Here is a 20,387-nt window from a genome sequence, read left to right on the forward strand (position 1 = left end):
GCAATTGAGTTTAATTGAGTCGACCAACAATGAAGGGGGCAACTTGGTGTGGCGTTAGATCACCAGCAATTATTTGAAAAATTATTGACACAGTTGCAGCTGCCGGATGATACCGACCAGTCTGTGTTCCAAGGTGCTGAGCTTGAACAATTAACGGTTCACGCCCAGTCTAAGCGGTGGCACTTTAAGTTTAAGTTGCCGGCAATTTTGCCATTTCAAACGTTTTTAACGTTTCAGGGTCAGCTGCACAACGCCTTTCAGGCCATTGCACAAGTTGATTTTGAAATTGAAACGGCACAACCAGCGTTAAGCAATCGCCTGATTGGTGACTATTGGAACTGGGTCGTGCAACATAGTGGTTTGAACTCACCATTGGTTCAAGAACTCTGTCGGGACCAAGTGCCGCGACTAGAGGACGACCGGGTTATTTTTATGGCTGAAAACGAGGTCGTCAAAAACTTTTTGGTGAACCAAGCACTGGGACCAATTGAAAACCAGTACACGACGTATGGTTTTCCGAAGTTTTCGATTCACACCATGGTTGATGAATCAGCCTCGCAACAAAAAATCAATGAATTCAAGCAACAAAAAGCGCAACACGATGCTGAAATGGCCCAAAAAGCGGTTGCGGCGTTAAAAGTTGCCAACGAAAAACGTGAAAAACAGGGTGGTAAAGCCATTCCGAATGGTCCAACCGTCATCGGTCGAAAGATTAAAGACGGCAATAATGTGATGCAGTTGATCGCCATTGAAGAAGAGGAAAAGTCCGTTATCGTTCAGGGGTACGTCTTTAGTAAAGAAATTCGGGACTTACGTTCTGGCCGAAAGCTGATGATTCTTGAAATCACCGACTATACCTCATCAATCGTGGTTAAAAAGTTCTCTCGGGATGATGGCGATGAAGCGCAATTCGATGGATTGAACGAAGGCGATTGGATCAAGGTTCGTGGGAGTGTCCAAGAGGATAACTTTATGCGTGATCTTGTTTTAAACGCTTATGATATTAACCAAATCAAGGTTCAAACTCGTCAGGATACTGCGCCAGAGGGCGAGAAACGGGTTGAACTGCATTTACACACCTCAATGAGTACGATGGATGCCACTAATTCAATCACTGATTACGTGAAGCGGGCTAAAAAGTGGGGGCAAGATGCGATTGCCATCACTGATCACGCTGGTGTTCAGGGTTTCCCTGAAGCGTTCGCTGCGGGTCAAAAAAACGACGTAAAGATCATCTATGGGGTTGAAGCCAACCTCGTTGATGACGGTGTACCAATTGGGTATAACAGTGAGCATCGTCAATTAGAGGGTGCTACCTACGTGATCTTTGACGTTGAAACGACTGGGTTATCCGCAATCTATGACCGGGTGATCGAACTTTCAGCGGTGAAGATGCAGGGGAAGGAAGTCATTGATCAATTTGAGGAATTCATTGATCCTGGCTTCCACCTATCAGATCAAACGACTGAATTGACGAGTATTACGGATGATATGGTGCGCGGTTCGAAGTCCGAAAAGGAAGTCTTTGAACTTTTCCGGGAATTTTACGGTGACGCGATTATCGTTGGGCATAACGTGACGTTTGATATTGGTTTCATGAACGCTGGTTATCGGCGTTATGACTTACCAGAAGTGTCAAACCCGATTATTGATACCTTGACGTTGGCCCGGTTCTTATACCCGACGTTGAAAGGTACCGGTTAAATACGTTGGCCAAAAAGTTCCACGTGGCTTTGGAACACCATCACCGGGCGGTCTATGATGCGGAATCAACCGGCCATTTGAACTACATCTTCTTGAAGGATGCTGAGGAACGCTACCAGATTCAGTATCATGACCAGTTGAATGATCATATGAGTGATAACGATGCTTATAAGCATGCCCGGCCATCTCACGCCATCATTTTGGCGCAGACGCAAGAAGGGTTGAAGAATCTGTTTAAGCTGGTGTCGATGTCCAACGTCAAGTATTTCTACCGGGTGCCACGGGTACCACGGAGCTTGTTGGAACAATACCGCGAAGGGTTGTTAATCGGCTCGGCTTGTGATTCCGGTGAAGTATTCACTGCGATGATGCAAAAGGGTTACGCTGAAGCACGACAAAAGGCCAAGTTCTTTGATTATTTGGAAGTGCAACCAACAGCGGCTTACAAGCCATTGATCGATAGCGGTTTGATTCAAAATAAGAAAAACCTGCAAGAAATCCTAGCAAATATGGTTAAGCTTGGCGACGATTTGGACAAACCAGTCGTCGTCACGGGTGACACCCACTATCTGGATGAACACGATTCGATTTATCGTAAAATCTTGATTCATTCGCAAGGTGGGGCTAACCCGTTGAACCGTCAGGAATTGCCAGACGTGCATTTTAGAACCACCGATGAACTATTGGCTGATTATGACTTCTTAGGAGCTGAAACGGCTAAAAAATTAGTGGTCACCAATACACACCTGATTGCGGATAAGATTGATGAGGTCCATCCGCTGAAGGATAAGCTGTACACGCCACGGATGGAAGGTGCCGAAGACGAAATCCGAGAACGGACGATCAACACCGCTCACGAGTGGTACGGTGATCCGCTACCAGAAATCGTGCAACACCGATTGGATCGAGAACTCAAAAGTATCATTGGGAATGGGTTCTCCGTGATCTACCTGATTGCGCAACGGTTAGTGCACAAGAGTAACAAAGACGGGTACTTGGTTGGATCCCGGGGGTCCGTTGGTTCTAGTTTAGTGGCAACGATGACCGGGATTACCGAAGTGAACCCGTTGCCACCACATTACCGGTGTCCAAACTGTCAGCACTCAGAGTTCTTTACGAAGGGTGAATATAGTTCTGGATTTGACCTTCCCGAAAAAAACTGTCCAGAGTGTGGCACGTTGATGATTGGTGACGGTCATGATATTCCGTTCGAAACATTCTTGGGCTTTACCGGGAACAAGGTGCCCGATATTGATTTGAACTTCTCGGGGGACTACCAACCAATCGCCCACAACTACACCAAGGTGTTGTTCGGTGAAAAGAACGTGTACCGGGCCGGAACGATTGGTACCGTGGCGGATAAAACCGCGTACGGATACGTGAAGGCCTACGAACGGGATACGGAATCTAACTTCCGTAATGCCGAAATTGACCGGTTAGCTAAAGGCGCTACCGGTGTCAAACGGACCACTGGTCAACATCCGGCGGGGATCATTGTTGTGCCCGACTATATGGAGATCTACGACTTTACGCCGATCCAGTATCCGGCTGATGATCAAAATGCCGCTTGGCAAACGACCCACTTTGATTTCCACTCGATCCATGACAACATCTTGAAAATCGATATTCTGGGACATGATGATCCCACGATGATCCGGATGCTCCAAGATTTGAGCGGGATCGATCCCCAGACGATTCCAATGGATGATCCAGCGTCATGGCGCTGTTTTCCGGTACGGAGTCGCTGAACGTGACGCCAGAACAGATTCAATCAAAAACGGGGACACTTGGTGTGCCTGAATTTGGGACGCGGTTTGTTCGAGGCATGTTAGAGGAAACCCATCCAAGTAACTATTCGGAACTGCTCCAAATTTCTGGCCTATCTCACGGGACTGACGTGTGGTTAGGTAATGCCGAAGAGCTGATCAAGAACGGGACTGCTACGATTGCCAACGTGATTGGTTGTCGTGATAACATCATGACCGACTTGATCCACTGGGGCATGGATTCCGAAATTGCCTTCCAAATCATGGAACACGTGCGGAAGGGCCGTGGGATTCCAGACGAGTGGCAGGATAAAATGAAGGAAGCCGAAGTGCCGGACTGGTACATTGATTCTTGTTTGAAGATCAAGTACATGTTCCCGCGGCCCATGCGGCAGCTTACATTTTGATGGCGCTGCGGGTCGCTTACTTCAAGGTTTACTTCCCAATGGTTTACTACGCCGCGTATTTCTCAGTTCGAGCTGAAGACTTTGATGTCGTTGCCATGTCACGTGGTAAAGAATCGGTTAAGGCGAAGATGAAGGAAATCAACGACGAAGGGATGGACGCGTCAACCAAGGAAAAGAACCTGTTAACGGTTTTGGAATTGGCGAACGAAATGCTGGAACGGGGCTTTAAGTTTAAGATGATCGACATTGAAAAATCAGCTGCCAACGAATGGCTGATCGATGGCGATACGTTGATCGCACCGTTCAACTCAGCACCAGGATTAGGCTTGAACGTGGCCAAGCAAATCGTGGCTGCGCGTGAAGACAAGCCATTCCTGTCAAAAGAAGATTTGGCTAAACGTGGGAAAGTATCTAAGACATTGATCGAATTTATGACGGACAATGGGGTTCTTGAAGGGTTACCGGATGAGAATCAGTTGAGTTTGTTTGATATGATGTAGAGTGTGAAAAAGCTCGTTTAGACCCCAGAGCATAAGCAAAGCACCCCTAAATTCCTGTTTTTTGGAATTTAGGGGTGCTTTGCTTATGCGGCCGGGTCTGAGCTTTTTCGCACGTTTCGGCTAGAGGACAGTTTTAAATTAAAATAGCTCTTCGCACAATTTCGAGCGAGATAACCAATTTGATACTTACTCAGGTAACGTAATTCCGTGGACTTTGTCCTTATATGGCCGGGACCTGCGTGTTTTCGCACGTTTCGGCTAGATAACAGTCGTGAATTAAAGCGGCTCTTCACACAATTTCGAGTGAAGCAACCAGTTTGATGCTTACCCAGGTAACGTAAGTCCGTGGACGGTTGCCCATATACGGCCGGAACCTGCGTGTTGCCACCGGCTTTGACTAACTAACAATCATGTGTGCTGATGTAGCAGCTAAGACTGGCGCCAATGTCACTAAGTCATACCGAAAAAATTCAGCCGATTGATTCAAAACACACAATAAGTCAAAAATAAATCAAAGAAAACATTAATGTTTGATAAAAAAATGAATGAAACGCCAAGTGAATTTTAGGTTAAAAGTCAGCCAAATTGGCGTCAAAACCGCCTCAATTCCACGTGTGCCTTGCGTTTAGCCAAAAACTGTGATATGATAACCATTGTAGATATTTCGGAAGGGAGTGAGCAGTGATGCTCACTCTTTTTATTGGAAAAATGGTATTGGAGGTAAAAGATTGGATAACGTCGTAGACATTGTTACGGCTCTGGCAGCGCCGATTGTTGAGGGTCACCAGTTTGAGTTGGTGGACGTTGAGTTCGTGCGCGAGGGTAAAAGTTGGTATTTGCGGCTCTATATCGACAAACCCGGTGGAATTACGATCGACGAATGTGCGTTGGTGAGTGACGAGTTGAGTGAAAAACTTGATTCAATCGATCCTGATCCAATTCCCCAGCCTACTTCTTGGAAGTGTCCTCACCTGGTGCTGAACGGCCGTTGAAAAAAGAATCCGATTATCAACGGGCATTGAACCACTACGTTCACGTCTCACTGTACCAAAAAGTGTCTGGCGAAAAGGCCTTTGAAGGCTTCTTAAGAGCGGTGGACACGGATGAGTTAGCCTTAGAAGTGAACCTGAAGGGCCGCATCAAGACCCTAACCATTCCAAGAAAAAACGTTGCCAAAGCAAGATTAGCAATTAAGTTTTAGGCGCTAAAAGGAGACTACTAGTAATGAGTAAAGAACTATTGAGTGCCCTGAGTACTCTCGAAACTGAGAAGGGCATCAAAAAAGAAATCGTGATCGACGCGTTAACGGCGGCCTTAACCTCTGCTTACAAGCGGAACTACGGTCAAGCTCAAAACGTTGATGTTGAATTTGATCAACGTAAGGGTGACGTTCACGTCTTCGCTGTTAAGAAGGTCGTGGATCAAGTGTATGATTCACGGTTGGAAGTTAGCTTAGATGACGCGTTAAACGTGAGTCGTGGTTACGAACTTGGCGATGATATCAAGTTTGAAGTAACGCCAAAGAACTTTGGCCGAATTGCTGCTCAAACTGCCAAGCAAGTGATCATGCAACGGGTTCGGGAAGCTGAACGGTCCCTGATTTTTGATCAATACAGCCAGTATGAAAATGAAATCATTACTGGTGAAGTTGAACGTCAGGATAACCGGTTCGTTTACGTCAGCCTTGGGAATGTCGAAGCCGTTATGGCGCGTCAAGACCAGATGCCAAACGAAGTTTACCGGATGCACGATCACATCAAGGTTTACGTGACTCGAGTTGAGAACGCTGCTAAGGGTCCACAGGTCTTTGTTAGCCGGACCGACTCTGGGTTATTGAAGCGTTTGTTTGAACAAGAAATTCCGGAAATCTACGATGGAACTGTCGAGATTATGTCAATTGCACGGGAAGCTGGCGATCGGGCGAAGGTTGCCGTTCGTTCTAACAACAGCGATGTTGATCCTGTCGGGACTAGTGTTGGTCCTCGTGGGCAACGGGTTCAAGCCATTGTGTCTGAACTTGGTGGCGAAAACATGGACATCGTTGAATGGACTGACGACGAAGCAGCCTTTATCGCTAATGCGTTGAATCCAGCCGAAGTCATTGATGTGATTTTCGATGAAAACAACGAACGGGCCTGCACGGTGATCGTGCCTGATTACCAATTATCATTAGCAATCGGTAAGCGGGGTCAAAACGCGCGGTTAGCTGCAAAATTGACGGGTTACAAGATCGATATTAAGTCCGAATCAGAAGCTGAAGCAACGCTTGGGCAACAAGCTGCACCAGCAGCCGATGATGCCACTGATGATGTGGCTGAAACGGTTGATGATGAAATCGTTGCCGATGACGCACCCGTAACGGATGACGCTGAAGTTGCTGCTGATGAAGCTGCAAGCGATGCTGATGTCGAAGCAAGTGCCGATGATGAACCGAATCAGCTGATTTGACTGATGAGGACGATTCAACCGAAGCCTAAGGAGGAATTTGACGATGAAAAAACGAAAGATTCCAATGCGCAAGGACATCGTAACTGGTGAAATGGCGCCAAAGAAGGAACTGGTTCGGATCGTTCGCGACAAGGAAGACAACGTGTCGATTGATCCTACTGGTAAGAAGTCTGGCCGTGGCGCTACATCTCACTAAACGTTGAGACGGCCAAGCGTGCTCAGAAAGAAAAGACGTTCGACAAGGTGTTTGAAACCAAGGTTGACCCACAGTTTTACGAGGACTTGGTCGCCTACGTTGATCACCAACAAGCACGTCGTGAGTTGTTTAACAATGAAAACGCCTAAAGAAGCGTTTTTACAGCTACTCGGGTTAGCAAGACGCGCCAACCAATTAGAGACCGGTGAGAACCTCGTGCTCAAAGCAATTCGGAATCAAAAGGTGGCGGCGGTCATTCTGGCGAGTGACGCAGGTCAAGCAAGTGCCAAAAAGTTACGTGATAAGGCAGCGTTTTACCACGTTGACTTTATTGAATCATTTACCAAAAATGAACTGAGCCAAGCAACGGGAATGAACCGTTCTGCGTATGGTGTGAAAGATCCTGGGTTTGCTAGAAAGTTACTGGAGCTAGTCAATACCGAAGGAGAGTGAAGATATGGGCAAAAAGCGAATTTACGAATTGGCTAAAGAACTTAACGTGTCGAGTAAAACGATTATCGATAAGGCCAAGAAAAGGGGTTTGATGTGAAAAATCATATGTCATCATTAGGAAATAACGAAGAACGTCAATTACGCGAAGCATTTGGCAACAAAGGTGCTGGGAGCGCAAAGTCAACGGGACGTTCACAATCGTCTAATAACAACCATTCAAGTAGTAACAGCCGTTCTCAAAGTAATGGCAGTAACCATTCAAGTAACGGTAATCGGTCACAGAGTAGTAACGGTGGCAACCGGTCACAAAACAGCCGGCCACAAGGCAACCACTCTCAAAACCACTCAACGAGTAACAACGGCAACCGCTCAAACAACGGTAACGGTCAAGCACGCTCAAACGGCGGGCAAAACCGGAGCCAATCATCAAACAACCACTCAAGCAGCAACGGGAGTAACAACAACCGGAGTCGTAGCAACGGCTCAAGCTCAAATGGGTCAGGTCGTTTCGGTGGTAGTTTGAATAATGGCGGCGGTCGTAACGGTGGTGGCCGTAACAACCGGAACAACAATAACCGGCGTCGGAACAATAACAACAAGAAGTACAACAAGAAGAACGCGCGAATCAAGGAAACCAACAAGCCAAAGGGTGCACCAGAACGGAAGAACAAAGCGTTACCAGAAGTTTTGAACTACTCCGTTGGGATGAACGCCCAAGACTTAGGGAAAATCTTGCACCGCGAACCAGCCGAAATCGTCAAGAAGTTATTCATGCTTGGTGTGATGGTTAACCAAAACCAATCACTCGACAAGGATACGATTGAGATTTTGGCTTCTGAATACGGCATCGAAGCAGCCGAAAAGGTTGAAGTTGACGTTTCAGATATCGATAAATTTTTTGAAGAAGAAGCCAACAATACGGATCACCTTGAAGATCGACCACCAGTTGTGACGATCATGGGCCACGTTGACCATGGTAAGACGACGCTGTTGGACCACTTACGTCACTCACACATTACTGCGGGTGAAGCTGGTGGGATCACGCAAGCGATTGGGGCTTACCAATTGAAGCACGAAGGCAAGACCATTACTTTCTTGGATACCCCAGGACACGCGGCCTTTACTGAAATGCGGGCGCGTGGTGCTGACATTACCGATATTACGATTTTGGTTGTCGCCGCTGATGACGGTGTGATGCCACAAACTATTGAAGCCATTAACCATGCGAAGGCGGCGGAAACGCCAATCATCGTTGCGGTTAACAAGATCGATAAGCCAGGGGCTAACCCGAACCACGTTATGGAACAATTGACCGAATACGGTTTGATTCCTGAAGACTGGGGCGGCGACACCATCTTCGTTCAGATTTCGGCGAAGTTTGGTAAGAACATCGATGAACTGCTCGACATGATCTTGCTTCAATCCGAAGTGTTGGAATTGAAGGCTAACCCACAACAAAACGCTGCTGGGTCAGTCATTGAAGCCAAGTTGGATCAAGGTAAGGGTTCCGTTGCAACCTTGTTAGTCCAACAAGGGACGATGCACGTTGGGGATCCAATCGTGGTTGGGAACACCTTCGGGAAAGTCCGGACCATGGAAAACGAACTTGGTAAAGAAATCAAGGTCGCAACCCCATCAACCCCAGTTGAAATTACTGGGTTAAGTGACGTGCCAGAAGCCGGTGATCGGTTCGTGGTCTTTGACGACGAAAAGACGGCGCGGGCAGCTGGTGAAGAACGGGCTAAGAACGCCTTGATGGAAGAACGGCGCTCAAAGAACACGGTTACGCTGGACAACCTCTTTGATACCATGAAAGAGGGCGAAATCAAGGAAGTTGAAGTCATTATCAAGGCTGACGTCCAAGGTTCCGTTGAAGCATTGGCTAACAGTTTGAACAAGATCGAAGTTGAAGGCGTTCGGGTGAACATCATCCATACTGCCGTTGGGGCCATTAACGAAAGTGATGTGACCTTGGCTGAAGCAAGTAACGCCATCATCATCGGGTTTAACGTTCGCCCAACGCCACAAGCTAAGGCACAAGCCGAACAAGACCAAGTCGATATTCGGTTGCACCGGGTCATTTATAACGCTATCGATGAAATCGAACACGCGATGAAGGGTAAGTTGGAACCAACTTACGAAGAAGAAGTGATCGGTCAAGTTGAAGTTCGTGAAATCTTCAAGGCCTCTAAAATCGGGACGATTGCCGGTGGGATGGTCATTGAAGGCCACGTTTCCAACGACAGTGACGTTCGTTTGATCCGCGATAGTGTCGTGATTTACGAAGGTAAGCTCGGTAGCTTGAAGCGGTTCAAGGATGACGTTAAGGACGTTAAACAGGGTCATGAACTTGGTTTAACGATTGAAAACTACAACGACATCAAGGTAGGCGACGTGATCGAAGCCTACGTCATGAAAGAAGTGCCAATCGAATAAGTCGGTTGGTCATTAAACTGAAGGTGGTGAAACCATGGCACATTATCGTGTAGGACGACTGGAACAAGAGATTCAACGGGAAGTCAACGATATCTTATTGAAGCGGGTACGTGATCCTCGTGTTGAGGGCATCACGGTTACCGGGGTCACTGTCACTGGTGACCTTCAGCAGGCAACGATTTACTACAGTATCTTATCTGATCTCGCTTCGGATGGTGAAAAGGCCGAAGCTGGCTTAACTAAGGCAACTGGCCTGATTCGAAGTGAATTAGGGTCGCGTTTAAACATTTACAAGGCACCTGAACTATTCTTCGAACGAGACGAATCAGTTAAATACGGGAGTCACATTGACGAGTTGTTGAACAAGTTACATCAACAAGAATCAGATCGTTAATTAATCATCAGGGCTGAGGACAAGACGCAAGTTTTGACTCAGCCTTTTTGTGTTCAAGCTATGATATACTTGAGCGTGAGACTTTAATCAGAATGGAGCGGTTAGTCATGATGGATGGCATTATCCCACTATATAAAGAACGTGGACTTTCAAGTCACGACTGTGTGAACCACTTGCGCAAACTATTGCACATGAAAAAAATTGGGCATTCGGGGACGCTGGATCCGACCGTTGACGGGGTCTTGCCGATCTGTGTTGGCAGCGCCACGAAAGTCGTTGATTATTTAATGACGCACCGGAAAGTGTATCGGGGAAGTGTGACGTTAGGCTACGCTACTGAAACGGAAGATCTGGAAGGTGCAGAAGTGGCCCGAAAAGCCATCGAAGAGCCGTTTACGGATGACCAGATCGATGCGGTGCTCCAGAGCATGGTTGGCGAATTAAAGCAGATTCCGCCAATGTTTTCGGCTGTTAAGGTTAATGGCCGGAAGTTGTACCAGTATGCCTTGGCTGGCGAAGAAGTCGAGCGACCAGTCCGAGTTGTCCAAATCAACGAGTTTCGGCGGTTAGGGGCTAGTCGTTACGATGCAGCTAATCAAACCCAGACAGTTGATTTTGAAGTGAGTTGCTCAAAGGGGACTTACGTGCGGACCTTGGCAGTCGAAGTTGGGGAGCAACTCGGGGTACCTGCAGTGATGTCGTCGTTAACACGACACGAAAGCGGTGGTTTTACCCTTGAAGAGGCCTTTTCTCTGGACCAAGTACGGGAAATGTTTGCTAACGATGATTTCAGCTTTTTGTATCCGCTTGACCGGGCATTACCGGATTATCCGCAGGTTGAATTGACCGATGAAGTTTGGGAAGTTGTCCAGCATGGCGTCTGGCTATTGCAAGACGAAGTGGGCTTGGATGCACCAATCATTGCGTTACGTTATCAGAATCAAACCAAGTGCCTGTACAAGTTAGTTGATCATAAATACAAGCCACTCAAAATGTTTAGTACAAAGTAGAAAGTTGGGACGAGATTATGCAAGTCATTCAGATTCACCATCCGATGGCGCCGGACCAACCCTTGGACCAACCAGTCGTGTTGGCCATGGGCTTCTTTGACGGCGTTCACCGGGGGCATCAAGCCGTGATTAACCGGGCGAGAGCCATTGCGCAGGAACGTGGCATCGCGTTAGCTGTGTTAACGTACGACCACCATCCAGCGCTCGTATATCAACCGATGACGGCAACGAGTAACCGCTATTTAACGGTAAACACGCGTAAAATGGCGTTGTTTGAACAGTTAGGCGTTGAAATCGTCTATCAGGTTAGCTTTACTAGCCAGTTTGCGGCTTTAAAACCACAGGAATTCGTTGACCAGTATTTGGTTAAATTCCATCCGGAAGTTGTTGTGGCTGGATTCGACCACACTTATGGACCAAAAGATGTTGCTACGATGGATCGGTTAGCAGAATTTGCCCAAGGCCGGTTTGAAATCGAAACCGTGGGTAAGGCTGAGGATCAAGATAAAAAGATCAGCTCGACTCGAATTCGTCGTAATTTGGACGATGGTGACATTCAGACGGTCAATGAGTTATTAGGGTACCGGTACCGGACTAGTGGCACCGTGATGCATGGTGAGGCCCGTGGGCGGACATTAGGGTTCCCAACGGCCAATGTGAGTCAGGAACCGCATTATTGGCTACCCGGCATCGGCGTGTACGTCACTCGGCTTAAAATTGGCGATGAGTGGCATTTAGCAATGACCTCGGTTGGCCACAACGTGACGTTTGGCGAAGGTCGTCCTGTGACCGTGGAAGCCAATCTACTCAATTTTCATGAAGCCATTTATGGTGAAGTTGTGGATGTTGAGTGGTTGTATAAGCTACGTGGCGAAGTTAAATTTGAATCGGTTGAGGACTTAATTGCGCAACTGAAACAGGATGCGGCGGCAACACAACAGTATTTTGACGCCCATAAAAACGATAAATTAGCACTCGATTAATTTAATTGCTAAAAATTGCGGCGGAATACTTGACTTAAAAAACCGACTTTGATACATTATATATGTGTCTTAGCACTTAGATAACATGAGTGCTAAAAAAGAGGTGATGATCACGTTAACGGATAGACAGAAGATGATTTTAAAGGCGATTGTCCGCGACTACACGAGTAGCGGGGTACCGGTGGGGTCTAAAGCCCTAGCTAGTCAACTCCCGATGCGCGTGAGTTCGGCGACCGTCCGGAATGAAATGGCGGCATTGGAAGAACTCGGTTTGATTACCAAGACGCACTCTTCTTCTGGTCGGATCCCTTCAGTGAAGGGGTATCGTTACTATGTCGATCATTTGGTTCAACCAGATCCAATCAAGTCTAACGATATTGATTTAATCAAGTCATCGTTAGACGGCCAGTTCCTCAAAATTGATGAGATCATTGAAACGTCGGCGAAGATTTTATCCAACCTAACTTCCTATACGGCCTTTACGTTGAAACCAGAACTAAAGGAAAGTCGCTTAAGCGGGTTTCGGTTAGTGCCACTGGGACAACGACAGGTGATGGCGGTGCTGGTGACGGATAACGGCGATGTTGAGTCACAGACCTTCAACATTACGCCGGATGTGACCGGCGAGCAGTTGGAGTCGGTGGTTCGACTCATTAATGATCAACTGGTGGGCAAGCCACTGAACGAAGTGCTACAGGATCTTCAAACGAAGATTCCGTTACAGGTGGTTCAGTACCTTCAAAGTCCAGATGGCTTCTTGAAGATTTTTGGCAACGTCCTTACCAAAGCCGCGCAGGAGCGTTTCTACGTTGGCGGACGGTTGAATCTATTGAACTTTTCGGATAGTAGCGACGTTGATGAACTCAAATCGCTGTATACGTTGATGGATCGAACGGATGACATGGCCAGTGTGCTGGGGCAGCCGTCGGATCACATTCAAGTGAAGATCGGCAATGAGATCACAAACGACATCTTGAAGGATTACAGTTTAATTACTGCAACCTACGAGGTAGGTCCGCATGGTAAGGGTGTTATCGCCCTGCTTGGGCCGACCCGGATGCCGTACTCACGAATGATCGGGTTAGTAGGGGCCTTTCGACAGGAACTTGCGAAGCGGTTAATTGATTATTATCGATATTTTGATCAGTAGTAAAGGGGTGTTATGTATGGCTCAAGACGAAGCAAACAAACAGTCGAAAGAAGCAGCAAAGGCCAGTGATTCAGCCGCAACTGAAGCTGAATCAACTGCAAAAGCTGATGCAACTCAAGCGGATCCTTCAGCACAAGCAACGGCGTCAGATTCGACGACCGATGCCACTAAACCGGCTGATGATGCGCTTCAAGCAGCGTTAACTCAAGTAGCTGATTTGAAGCAACAGTTAGATAAAACTTCAGATCAGTACTTGCGAGCAGAAGCTGAGATCAAGAACATCCAGGCGCGTAACAAGAAGGATCAAGCGGCGTTATCAAAGTATGATGGGCAACAATTAGCTCATGATATTTTGCCAGTCCTTGATAACCTTGAACGCGCAATGGCAATCTCCGTTGAAGGTGAACAGGGCGAATCCCTCAAGAAGGGGATCGAGATGGTGCAACAGCATTTGACCGAAGCCCTCACCCGCAACGGTGTCAGTGAGATCAAGGCTGAAGGCGAGAAGTTCGATCCGAACTTCCACCAAGCTGTTCAAACTGTTCCGGCCGAAAACGATGACCAACAAGACCACGTTGCACAGGTCTTACAAAAGGGTTATCAGTTTAAGGATCGGGTATTGCGGCCAGCAATGGTCGTTGTTGCCCAGTAGCAACCAATCAAAAAAGCATAAATCTAAGAAGAAGGTAAATCATACATGGCAAGTAATAAGATTATCGGTATTGACTTAGGGACGACGAACTCTGCAGTAGCTGTTCTTGAAGGTAGCGAACCTAAAATCATTCCAAACCCAGAAGGTGGTCGGACGACACCATCTGTTGTCGCATTTAAAGATGGCAAACCATCAGTTGGTGAAGTTGCTAAGCGTCAAGCAATCACGAACCCGAACACGGTTTCTTCAATCAAGAGCCACATGGGCGAAGCCGGTTACAAGGTTAACATTGAAGGCAAGGACTACACGCCACAACAAATCTCAGCAATGATCTTACAGTACATCAAAGGTTTCGCTGAAGATTACATTGGCGATGAAGTCACCCAAGCGGTTATCACCGTACCAGCTTACTTTGATGACGCTCAACGTCAAGCGACTAAGGATGCCGGTAAGATTGCTGGTTTGGACGTTAAGCGGATCATCAACGAACCAACTGCTTCATCATTAGCATACGGCTTGGACAAGCAAGATTCTGACGAAAAGATCTTGGTTTATGACCTTGGTGGTGGGACCTTTGACGTTTCCGTTCTTGACTTAGGCGACGGTGTCTTCGAAGTGCTCTCAACCAACGGTGATACTCACCTTGGTGGGGATGACTTTGATAAGACCATCATGAACTGGTTGATCGATCAATTTAAGTCAGCTAACGGCATCGACTTGTCAAAGGACAAGATGGCGATGCAACGGTTGAAGGAAGCTGCTGAAAAGGCCAAGAAGGACTTGTCAGGGGTTACCGAAGCCCAAATCAGCTTGCCATTTATCTCTGCTGGTGAAGCCGGTCCATTGCATTTGGAAGAAACGTTAACGCGTGCCAAGTTCAATGAATTGACTTCTGACTTAGTTGAACGTACTCGGATCCCAGTTGAAAACGCCTTGAAGGATGCCGGCTTATCAGCTAGCGACTTAGACGTTGTCATCTTAAACGGTGGTTCAACTCGGATTCCAGCCGTTCAAGAAGCCGTTAAGAAGTGGACTGGTAAGGAACCAAGCCACTCAATCAACCCTGACGAAGCCGTTGCCTTAGGTGCCGCTGTTCAAGGTGGGGTCTTAACTGGTGATGTGAAGGACGTTGTGCTCTTGGACGTTACCCCATTGTCATTGGGTATCGAAACCATGGGTGGTGTCTTCACTAAGTTGATCGATCGTAACACGACGATTCCAACCAGCAAGTCACAAGTCTTCAGTACAGCTGCTGATAACCAACCAGCCGTTGATATCCACGTCTTGCAAGGTGAACGGCCAATGGCTGCTGACAACAAGACCTTGGGTAACTTCCAATTAACTGACATTCCTGCCGCACCTCGTGGGGTTCCTCAAATCGAAGTGACCTTCGACATTGACCGGAACGGGATCGTTAACGTTTCCGCTAAGGACAAGGGGACTGGTAAGGAACAAAAGATTACCATCGAAAACAAGGGCTTATCCGACGAAGAAATCGATAAGATGATGAAGGAAGCTCAAGCCAACGAAGAAGCCGATAAGGAACGTAAAGAAGCGGCCGATTTGAAGAACGAAGTTGACCAATTGTTATTCACGGTTGATAAGACCTTGGACGAAGTTAAGGGCAAAGTTTCCGATGACGAAATCCAAAAGGCTAAGGATGCTCGTGATGCCTTGAAGAAGGCCCAAGAGGACAACAACGTTGAAGAAATGAAGACGAAGAAGGACGATTTGAATAAGATCGTTCAAGACCTTTCCGTTAAGCTCTATCAACAAGCGCAACAAGAACAAGCTGCTAACGGCGCTGACGGTGCCGCTGCTGGGGCCGATGGCCAAGCAACTGGCGACAGCAAAGATAGCAAGGATGACGGTCAAACCTTTGACGGTGATTTCTCAGAAGTAGACGACGATAAGGACAAGAAGTAATCGTCCCTACGAATCAACGAACAGGAAGTCAAGGCTCAATCGTGGGCTTTGGCTTTTTGTTTCAGGAAATTTATGCTATCCTAATTAAGACTTGCAACGATTAAAATAAATGGCGTCAAGCGCAATGGAGGTTGAATATGGCTGGCAAGGATTATTATGAAGTGTTAGGGATCGCGAAGGACGCCTCCCAAGCCGACATCAAGAAGGCCTACCGGAAGTTATCAAAGAAGTATCACCCCGATATCAACAAAGCACCCGGGGCGGAAGCGAAGTTTAAGGAAGTTACGGAAGCTTATGAAGTCCTAAGTGACGAACAAAAGCGGTCAAACTACGACCAATACGGTTCTGCCGATGGCCCAGCCGGCTTCGGTGGCGGCGGTGCCGGTGGTGGCTACAGTGACTTTGGTGGCGGCGGTGGCTTCGGCGGTGGTTTCGAAGACATCTTCAGTCAATTCTTTGGTGGCGGAGGCGGCGGTGGCCGTCAGAACCCAAACGCGCCACGGCCTGGACGTGATCTGCAATACCAGATGACGTTGAAGTTTGAAGAAGCAATCTTTGGGAAAAAGACCAAGATCAAGTATAACCGGGAAGCGCAATGTCACACCTGTCACGGTTCCGGTGCTAAACCGGGGACCACGCCAGAAACTTGCCACAATTGTGGCGGTTCCGGTTACGTGATGAGTGAAACCAACACGCCACTTGGCCGGATGCGGAGCCAACAAGTTTGTCCCGTCTGCCAAGGTACTGGTAAGGAAATCAAGTCAAAGTGCCCAACCTGTGGTGGCTCTGGTCACGAAGAAGAACGGCACGAAGTTGAAGTCAACGTCCCAGCTGGGGTCGATGATGGTCAACAAATGCGTCTTCAAGGTCAAGGTGAAGCCGGCGCTAATGGCGGCTCATACGGCGATCTGTTCATCATCTTCAGTGTTCAACCAAGCAAGGTCTTCCAGCGAAATGGGGCCGATATATACTTGGATAAGGACATCAGCTTCGTTCAAGCTGCAATGGGTGATGAAATCAAAGTCCAAACCGTTCACGGTGATGTGAAGCTGAAGGTGCCAGCTGGTACCCAAACTGGTTCCGTCTTCCGCTTGAAGGGTAAGGGTGCCCCAAGATTACGTGGTAACGGTAACGGTGATCAACGGGTAACCGTCAACATTGTGACCCCTAAGAACCTCAATAAGGCCCAACGGACCGCATTAAAGGATTTTGCGGAAGCCAGTGGTGATAAGGTGGTTCAAGGGAGCAAGAGTAATTTTTTTGACAAGATGAAAGATGCGTTTGATAACTAGATTGTAATTGAACGGGTCACTGACTGCGTTTAAATGAATAGCGCCTAGATTCCTGATTGGGGAATTTAGGCGCTATTTTTGGTACTGATTATTAATGACAGTCACGAAAAAATCAACGATTAATAAACCCATATTAACCACTTAAATACGCTAATTAGCCGTACTTTTTTGAGAGTTGTAAGCGGATTTTTCGGAAAATCACTAAAATACTGACTTTTACTTTGCTTTTTGGGCAAACTTCGGTTATACTATCTTCTGCTTAGAAGTGAACTTCTAATTTTTCAAATCTTTCCCCCAGATCATGACCAGGTCTGGGGGTTTTTGTTTATCTTGCGTGATAGAAATGCCGTTAAACCAGCGTAATCAATTGTACATTGCTAGCTGGCTTGGTATAATGATAGGATATGAACTTCGTAGAAAGGCAGGGATTTAAATGGATCTTGAACAAATGAAAGAACACCAACGGTATATCCGGAACTTCTCGATTGTGGCTCACATTGATCACGGTAAGTCGACTTTAGCTGACCGCATTTTGGAACTGACGGATACGGTGTCAAAGCGTGATATGCAAGATCAACTATTGGATAATATGGACCTGGAACGGGAACGTGGCATCACGATTAAGTTGAACGCCGTGGAATTGACGTATGATGCCAAAGATGGGCACACTTACGAGTTTCACTTGATCGATACCCCAGGTCACGTGGACTTTTCTTATGAAGTGTCACGAAGCTTGGCAGCCTGTGAGGGCGCTGTGTTAGTCGTGGATGCTGCGCAAGGGGTTGAAGCTCAGACTTTGGCCAACGTTTACTTAGCACTTGATGATAACTTGGAAATCTTGCCAATTATCAACAAAATCGATTTGCCATCCGCTGAACCAGAAAAAGTGCGCAAAGAAATTGAAGATGTGATCGGTATCGATGCGTCAGAAGCTGTCTTGGCCAGTGCTAAGCAAGGTATCGGCATCCAAGACTTGTTGGAACAAATCGTCCACCAAGTACCAGCGCCAGATGGCGACCTCGAAGCACCATTACGGGCATTGGTCTTTGATTCAATTTATGATGACTACCGTGGCGTTGTGTTAAGCGTCCGGGTATTTGAAGGCACCGTTAAACCGGGCGACAAGATTCGGCTGATGAACAGTGGCTCTGAGTATGAAGTCACTGAAGTTGGGGTGAACTCACCCGGCCCAATCAAGCGCGATATGCTGATGGCGGGTGAAGTTGGTTACATCACGGCCAGCATCAAGGATATTACCGATACCCGAGTGGGTGATACGGTCACCAACGCTGCGCGGCCAGCTGAAAAGGCCCTCCCAGGTTACCGGGAAATGGCACCAATGGTTTACGCCGGGTTGTATCCAACTGATAACGCCAAATACCAAGATTTACGTGAAGCGTTGGAGAAGTTGAAATTAAATGATGCTGCTTTGGAATTTGAACCCGAATCTTCCCAAGCGTTAGGGTTTGGGTTCCGTTGTGGGTTCTTGGGCATGCTCCACATGGACGTGGTTCAGGAACGACTAGAACGCGAATTTAACCTTGATCTGATTACCACCGCACCTTCCGTTACTTACCGGGCCAACTTGGTTGATGGCACCGTGAAGGAAGTTGAAAACCCATCTGAAATGCCAGAAGTCGCCTCATTAAAGAGCATCGAAGAACCGTACGTTAAGGCGACGGTCATGGCGCCTAACGATTACGTTGGTGCCGTGATGGAACTGTACCAACGGCGGCGGGGTCAATTCGTGACGATGGAGTATCTTGATGATTACCGGGTTAACGTCATCTATAAGATGCCATTATCCGAAATTATTTTTGACTTCTTCGATAAGTTAAAATCTAACACTAAGGGATACGCCTCGTTGGATTACGAGTTGGATGATTACCAACAAAGTGATCTGGTTAAGATCGATATCCTGTTGAACGGTGACAAGGTCGATGCCTTGAGCTTTATCTCTCACCGTCAATTCGCCGAGAAGCGGGGCCGTGAGATTGCCGTGAAGCTTAAGGGCATCATCCCACGTCAAAACTTCGAAATTCCAATCCAAGCCGCAATTGCGCTAAGGTGATCGCTCGGACCAACATCCGTGCTTACCGGAAGGACGTTACCGCTAAGATCCATACTGGTGATCCTGACCGTCGTGCGAAGTTGCTGGATAAGCAAAAGCGTGGGAAGGAACGGATGAAGTCGGTTGGGACGGTGGATGTCCCACAGGAGGCGTTTATGGCGGTTCTGCAAACTGATGAGGATGATAACGGTGGTAAATAGGCGTTTGTGACGTAGTGTCTTTACTGTATCCTACGTAAAGTTTGGGTCGTAGGATAGAAATTACAGAATTGAAAAAACGGGAATCCTAATTATTTCTGAATTCGAGTGCAAGAGTTTTTGACCGAGTTCAAAATGGCGAGGATGCCCGTTTTTGTGTATATAAAATTTGGAGCTAGTACTTATATTAAAAATATGAGTTGCACACTCAAAGACGAGTTTTGTTGAGAGTCTGTGGTGGATAAACTTAGCTATTAATGGTACCAAGCATTGAAGTTAAATTATTTTTTATACCAAATAGCAGTGAATCCCATATTTTTATAGTTAATCAAAGCTTTTCGGCCATGTTTGGTAGTTAATCGCCACCCTTGACTACTCTGATATCCGACCTTTGCATACGCATTGATTAAGTAATGTCCAGAACCGGGCATTCTAGCAAAGGCGAGATTTCGATATCCTGACCAATTACTTTTATATAACTATATAACGTTGAGCCATTAAGTTTTATCGAATGGGTACTAAACGTCATAGTACTGGATTTACGAGTATATGTTCCACGCCAACTTCGAGGAACATAATGATGTACAGGTTTTGAAAAAGTGTAAGCATATGATGTTGCCTGAGCACTGATGGGAGAAGTTACTATTCCGATGCCTAGCGTTAAAGTTGCAACACCCAAAAGTGCATATTTCTTTAGTTTCATTAGTAATCCCACCTTTACATATTATTAATATTGGATAATTCATTTTGAGTCTATTTTAAAAACTTAACGAAACTCTTTATAGACAAAAGTGTGATGTCT

12 protein-coding genes and 4 pseudogenes are annotated in these 20,387 nt (G+C 46.9%); 15 read left to right on the forward strand and 1 reads right to left on the reverse strand.

Going from position 1 to position 20,387, the window contains the following annotated elements:
- The first annotated feature begins 48 nt into the window (after positions 1–48).
- The 15 genes and pseudogenes from JCM2765_RS03045 (at position 49) to lepA (ending at position 19,588) form a co-directional block, all read left to right on the forward strand.
- Positions 49–4,377: pseudogene (locus tag JCM2765_RS03045) on the forward strand (PolC-type DNA polymerase III).
- Between the two features lie 728 nt (positions 4,378–5,105).
- Positions 5,106–5,578, forward strand: a pseudogene (gene rimP / locus JCM2765_RS03050) (ribosome maturation factor RimP).
- Between the two features lie 23 nt (positions 5,579–5,601).
- Positions 5,602–6,825, forward strand: coding sequence for a transcription termination factor NusA (gene nusA, locus JCM2765_RS03055; RefSeq protein WP_054733575.1), 1,224 nt, complete (start codon positions 5,602–5,604; stop codon positions 6,823–6,825).
- Positions 6,826–6,868: 43 nt separating this feature from the next.
- Positions 6,869–7,170, forward strand: a pseudogene (gene rnpM, locus JCM2765_RS03060) (RNase P modulator RnpM).
- Positions 7,157–7,474 (forward strand): L7Ae/L30e/S12e/Gadd45 family ribosomal protein, encoded by a 318-nt coding sequence (locus tag JCM2765_RS03065; protein WP_054733578.1) that lies wholly within the window; start codon positions 7,157–7,159, stop codon positions 7,472–7,474. The pseudogene rnpM and the gene JCM2765_RS03065 overlap by 14 nt, the downstream one beginning before the upstream one ends.
- A gap of 4 nt (positions 7,475–7,478) precedes the next feature.
- Positions 7,479–7,571 (forward strand): translation initiation factor IF-2 N-terminal domain-containing protein, encoded by a 93-nt coding sequence (locus JCM2765_RS19235; RefSeq protein ID WP_225351947.1) that lies wholly within the window; start codon positions 7,479–7,481, stop codon positions 7,569–7,571.
- 8 nt (positions 7,572–7,579) lie between these two features.
- Entirely contained in the window at positions 7,580–9,910 is a 2,331-nt protein-coding gene (infB, locus tag JCM2765_RS03070) for a translation initiation factor IF-2 (RefSeq protein WP_439646154.1), read from the forward strand.
- Between the two features lie 34 nt (positions 9,911–9,944).
- Positions 9,945–10,304, forward strand: coding sequence for a 30S ribosome-binding factor RbfA (gene rbfA, locus JCM2765_RS03075; protein WP_054733583.1), 360 nt, complete (start codon positions 9,945–9,947; stop codon positions 10,302–10,304).
- Positions 10,305–10,414: 110 nt separating this feature from the next.
- On the forward strand, positions 10,415–11,314 hold the full coding sequence (truB, locus tag JCM2765_RS03080; protein WP_054733602.1) for a tRNA pseudouridine(55) synthase TruB: 900 nt from the start codon (positions 10,415–10,417) through the stop codon (positions 11,312–11,314).
- A gap of 17 nt (positions 11,315–11,331) precedes the next feature.
- On the forward strand, positions 11,332–12,297 hold the full coding sequence (gene ribF / locus JCM2765_RS03085; protein WP_054733585.1) for a riboflavin biosynthesis protein RibF: 966 nt from the start codon (positions 11,332–11,334) through the stop codon (positions 12,295–12,297).
- A 106-nt stretch (positions 12,298–12,403) separates the two neighbouring features.
- On the forward strand, positions 12,404–13,447 hold the full coding sequence (hrcA, locus tag JCM2765_RS03090) for a heat-inducible transcriptional repressor HrcA (protein WP_054733588.1): 1,044 nt from the start codon (positions 12,404–12,406) through the stop codon (positions 13,445–13,447).
- 16 nt (positions 13,448–13,463) lie between these two features.
- On the forward strand, positions 13,464–14,099 hold the full coding sequence (gene grpE, locus JCM2765_RS03095; protein WP_054733591.1) for a nucleotide exchange factor GrpE: 636 nt from the start codon (positions 13,464–13,466) through the stop codon (positions 14,097–14,099).
- A 45-nt stretch (positions 14,100–14,144) separates the two neighbouring features.
- Positions 14,145–16,025, forward strand: a complete 1,881-nt coding sequence (gene dnaK / locus JCM2765_RS03100; protein ID WP_054733593.1) for a molecular chaperone DnaK — start codon at positions 14,145–14,147, stop codon at positions 16,023–16,025.
- A 137-nt stretch (positions 16,026–16,162) separates the two neighbouring features.
- Positions 16,163–17,317: a molecular chaperone DnaJ gene (gene dnaJ / locus JCM2765_RS03105; protein WP_054733596.1), complete on the forward strand. Its 1,155-nt coding sequence runs from the start codon at positions 16,163–16,165 to the stop codon at positions 17,315–17,317.
- A 433-nt stretch (positions 17,318–17,750) separates the two neighbouring features.
- Positions 17,751–19,588: pseudogene (gene lepA, locus JCM2765_RS03110) on the forward strand (translation elongation factor 4).
- Positions 19,589–19,991: 403 nt separating this feature from the next.
- On the opposite strand, the gene JCM2765_RS16995 reads toward lepA, so the two are convergent.
- Positions 19,992–20,288: a hypothetical protein gene (locus JCM2765_RS16995; RefSeq protein ID WP_156301653.1), complete on the reverse strand. Its 297-nt coding sequence runs from the start codon at positions 20,286–20,288 to the stop codon at positions 19,992–19,994.
- Positions 20,289–20,387: the final 99 nt, after the last annotated feature.

It is taken from the genome of Secundilactobacillus similis DSM 23365 = JCM 2765 (assembly GCF_001311075.1).
Classification (GTDB): domain Bacteria; phylum Bacillota; class Bacilli; order Lactobacillales; family Lactobacillaceae; genus Secundilactobacillus; species Secundilactobacillus similis.

What these genes read in the sequence shown, in the direction of transcription:
- nusA (WP_054733575.1), top strand. Translation starts at nt 5,602, where the DNA reads ATGAGTAAAGAACTATTGAGTGCCCTGAGTACTCTCGAAACTGAGAAG.
- JCM2765_RS03065 (WP_054733578.1), top strand. Translation starts at nt 7,157, where the DNA reads ATGAAAACGCCTAAAGAAGCGTTTTTACAGCTACTCGGGTTAGCAAGA.
- JCM2765_RS19235 (WP_225351947.1), top strand. Translation starts at nt 7,479, where the DNA reads ATGGGCAAAAAGCGAATTTACGAATTGGCTAAAGAACTTAACGTGTCG.
- infB (WP_439646154.1), top strand. Translation starts at nt 7,580, where the DNA reads ATGTCATCATTAGGAAATAACGAAGAACGTCAATTACGCGAAGCATTT.
- rbfA (WP_054733583.1), top strand. Translation starts at nt 9,945, where the DNA reads ATGGCACATTATCGTGTAGGACGACTGGAACAAGAGATTCAACGGGAA.
- truB (WP_054733602.1), top strand. Translation starts at nt 10,415, where the DNA reads ATGGATGGCATTATCCCACTATATAAAGAACGTGGACTTTCAAGTCAC.
- ribF (WP_054733585.1), top strand. Translation starts at nt 11,332, where the DNA reads ATGCAAGTCATTCAGATTCACCATCCGATGGCGCCGGACCAACCCTTG.
- hrcA (WP_054733588.1), top strand. Translation starts at nt 12,404, where the DNA reads ATGATCACGTTAACGGATAGACAGAAGATGATTTTAAAGGCGATTGTC.
- grpE (WP_054733591.1), top strand. Translation starts at nt 13,464, where the DNA reads ATGGCTCAAGACGAAGCAAACAAACAGTCGAAAGAAGCAGCAAAGGCC.
- dnaK (WP_054733593.1), top strand. Translation starts at nt 14,145, where the DNA reads ATGGCAAGTAATAAGATTATCGGTATTGACTTAGGGACGACGAACTCT.
- dnaJ (WP_054733596.1), top strand. Translation starts at nt 16,163, where the DNA reads ATGGCTGGCAAGGATTATTATGAAGTGTTAGGGATCGCGAAGGACGCC.
- JCM2765_RS16995 (WP_156301653.1), bottom strand. Translation starts at nt 20,288, where the DNA reads ATGAAACTAAAGAAATATGCACTTTTGGGTGTTGCAACTTTAACGCTA.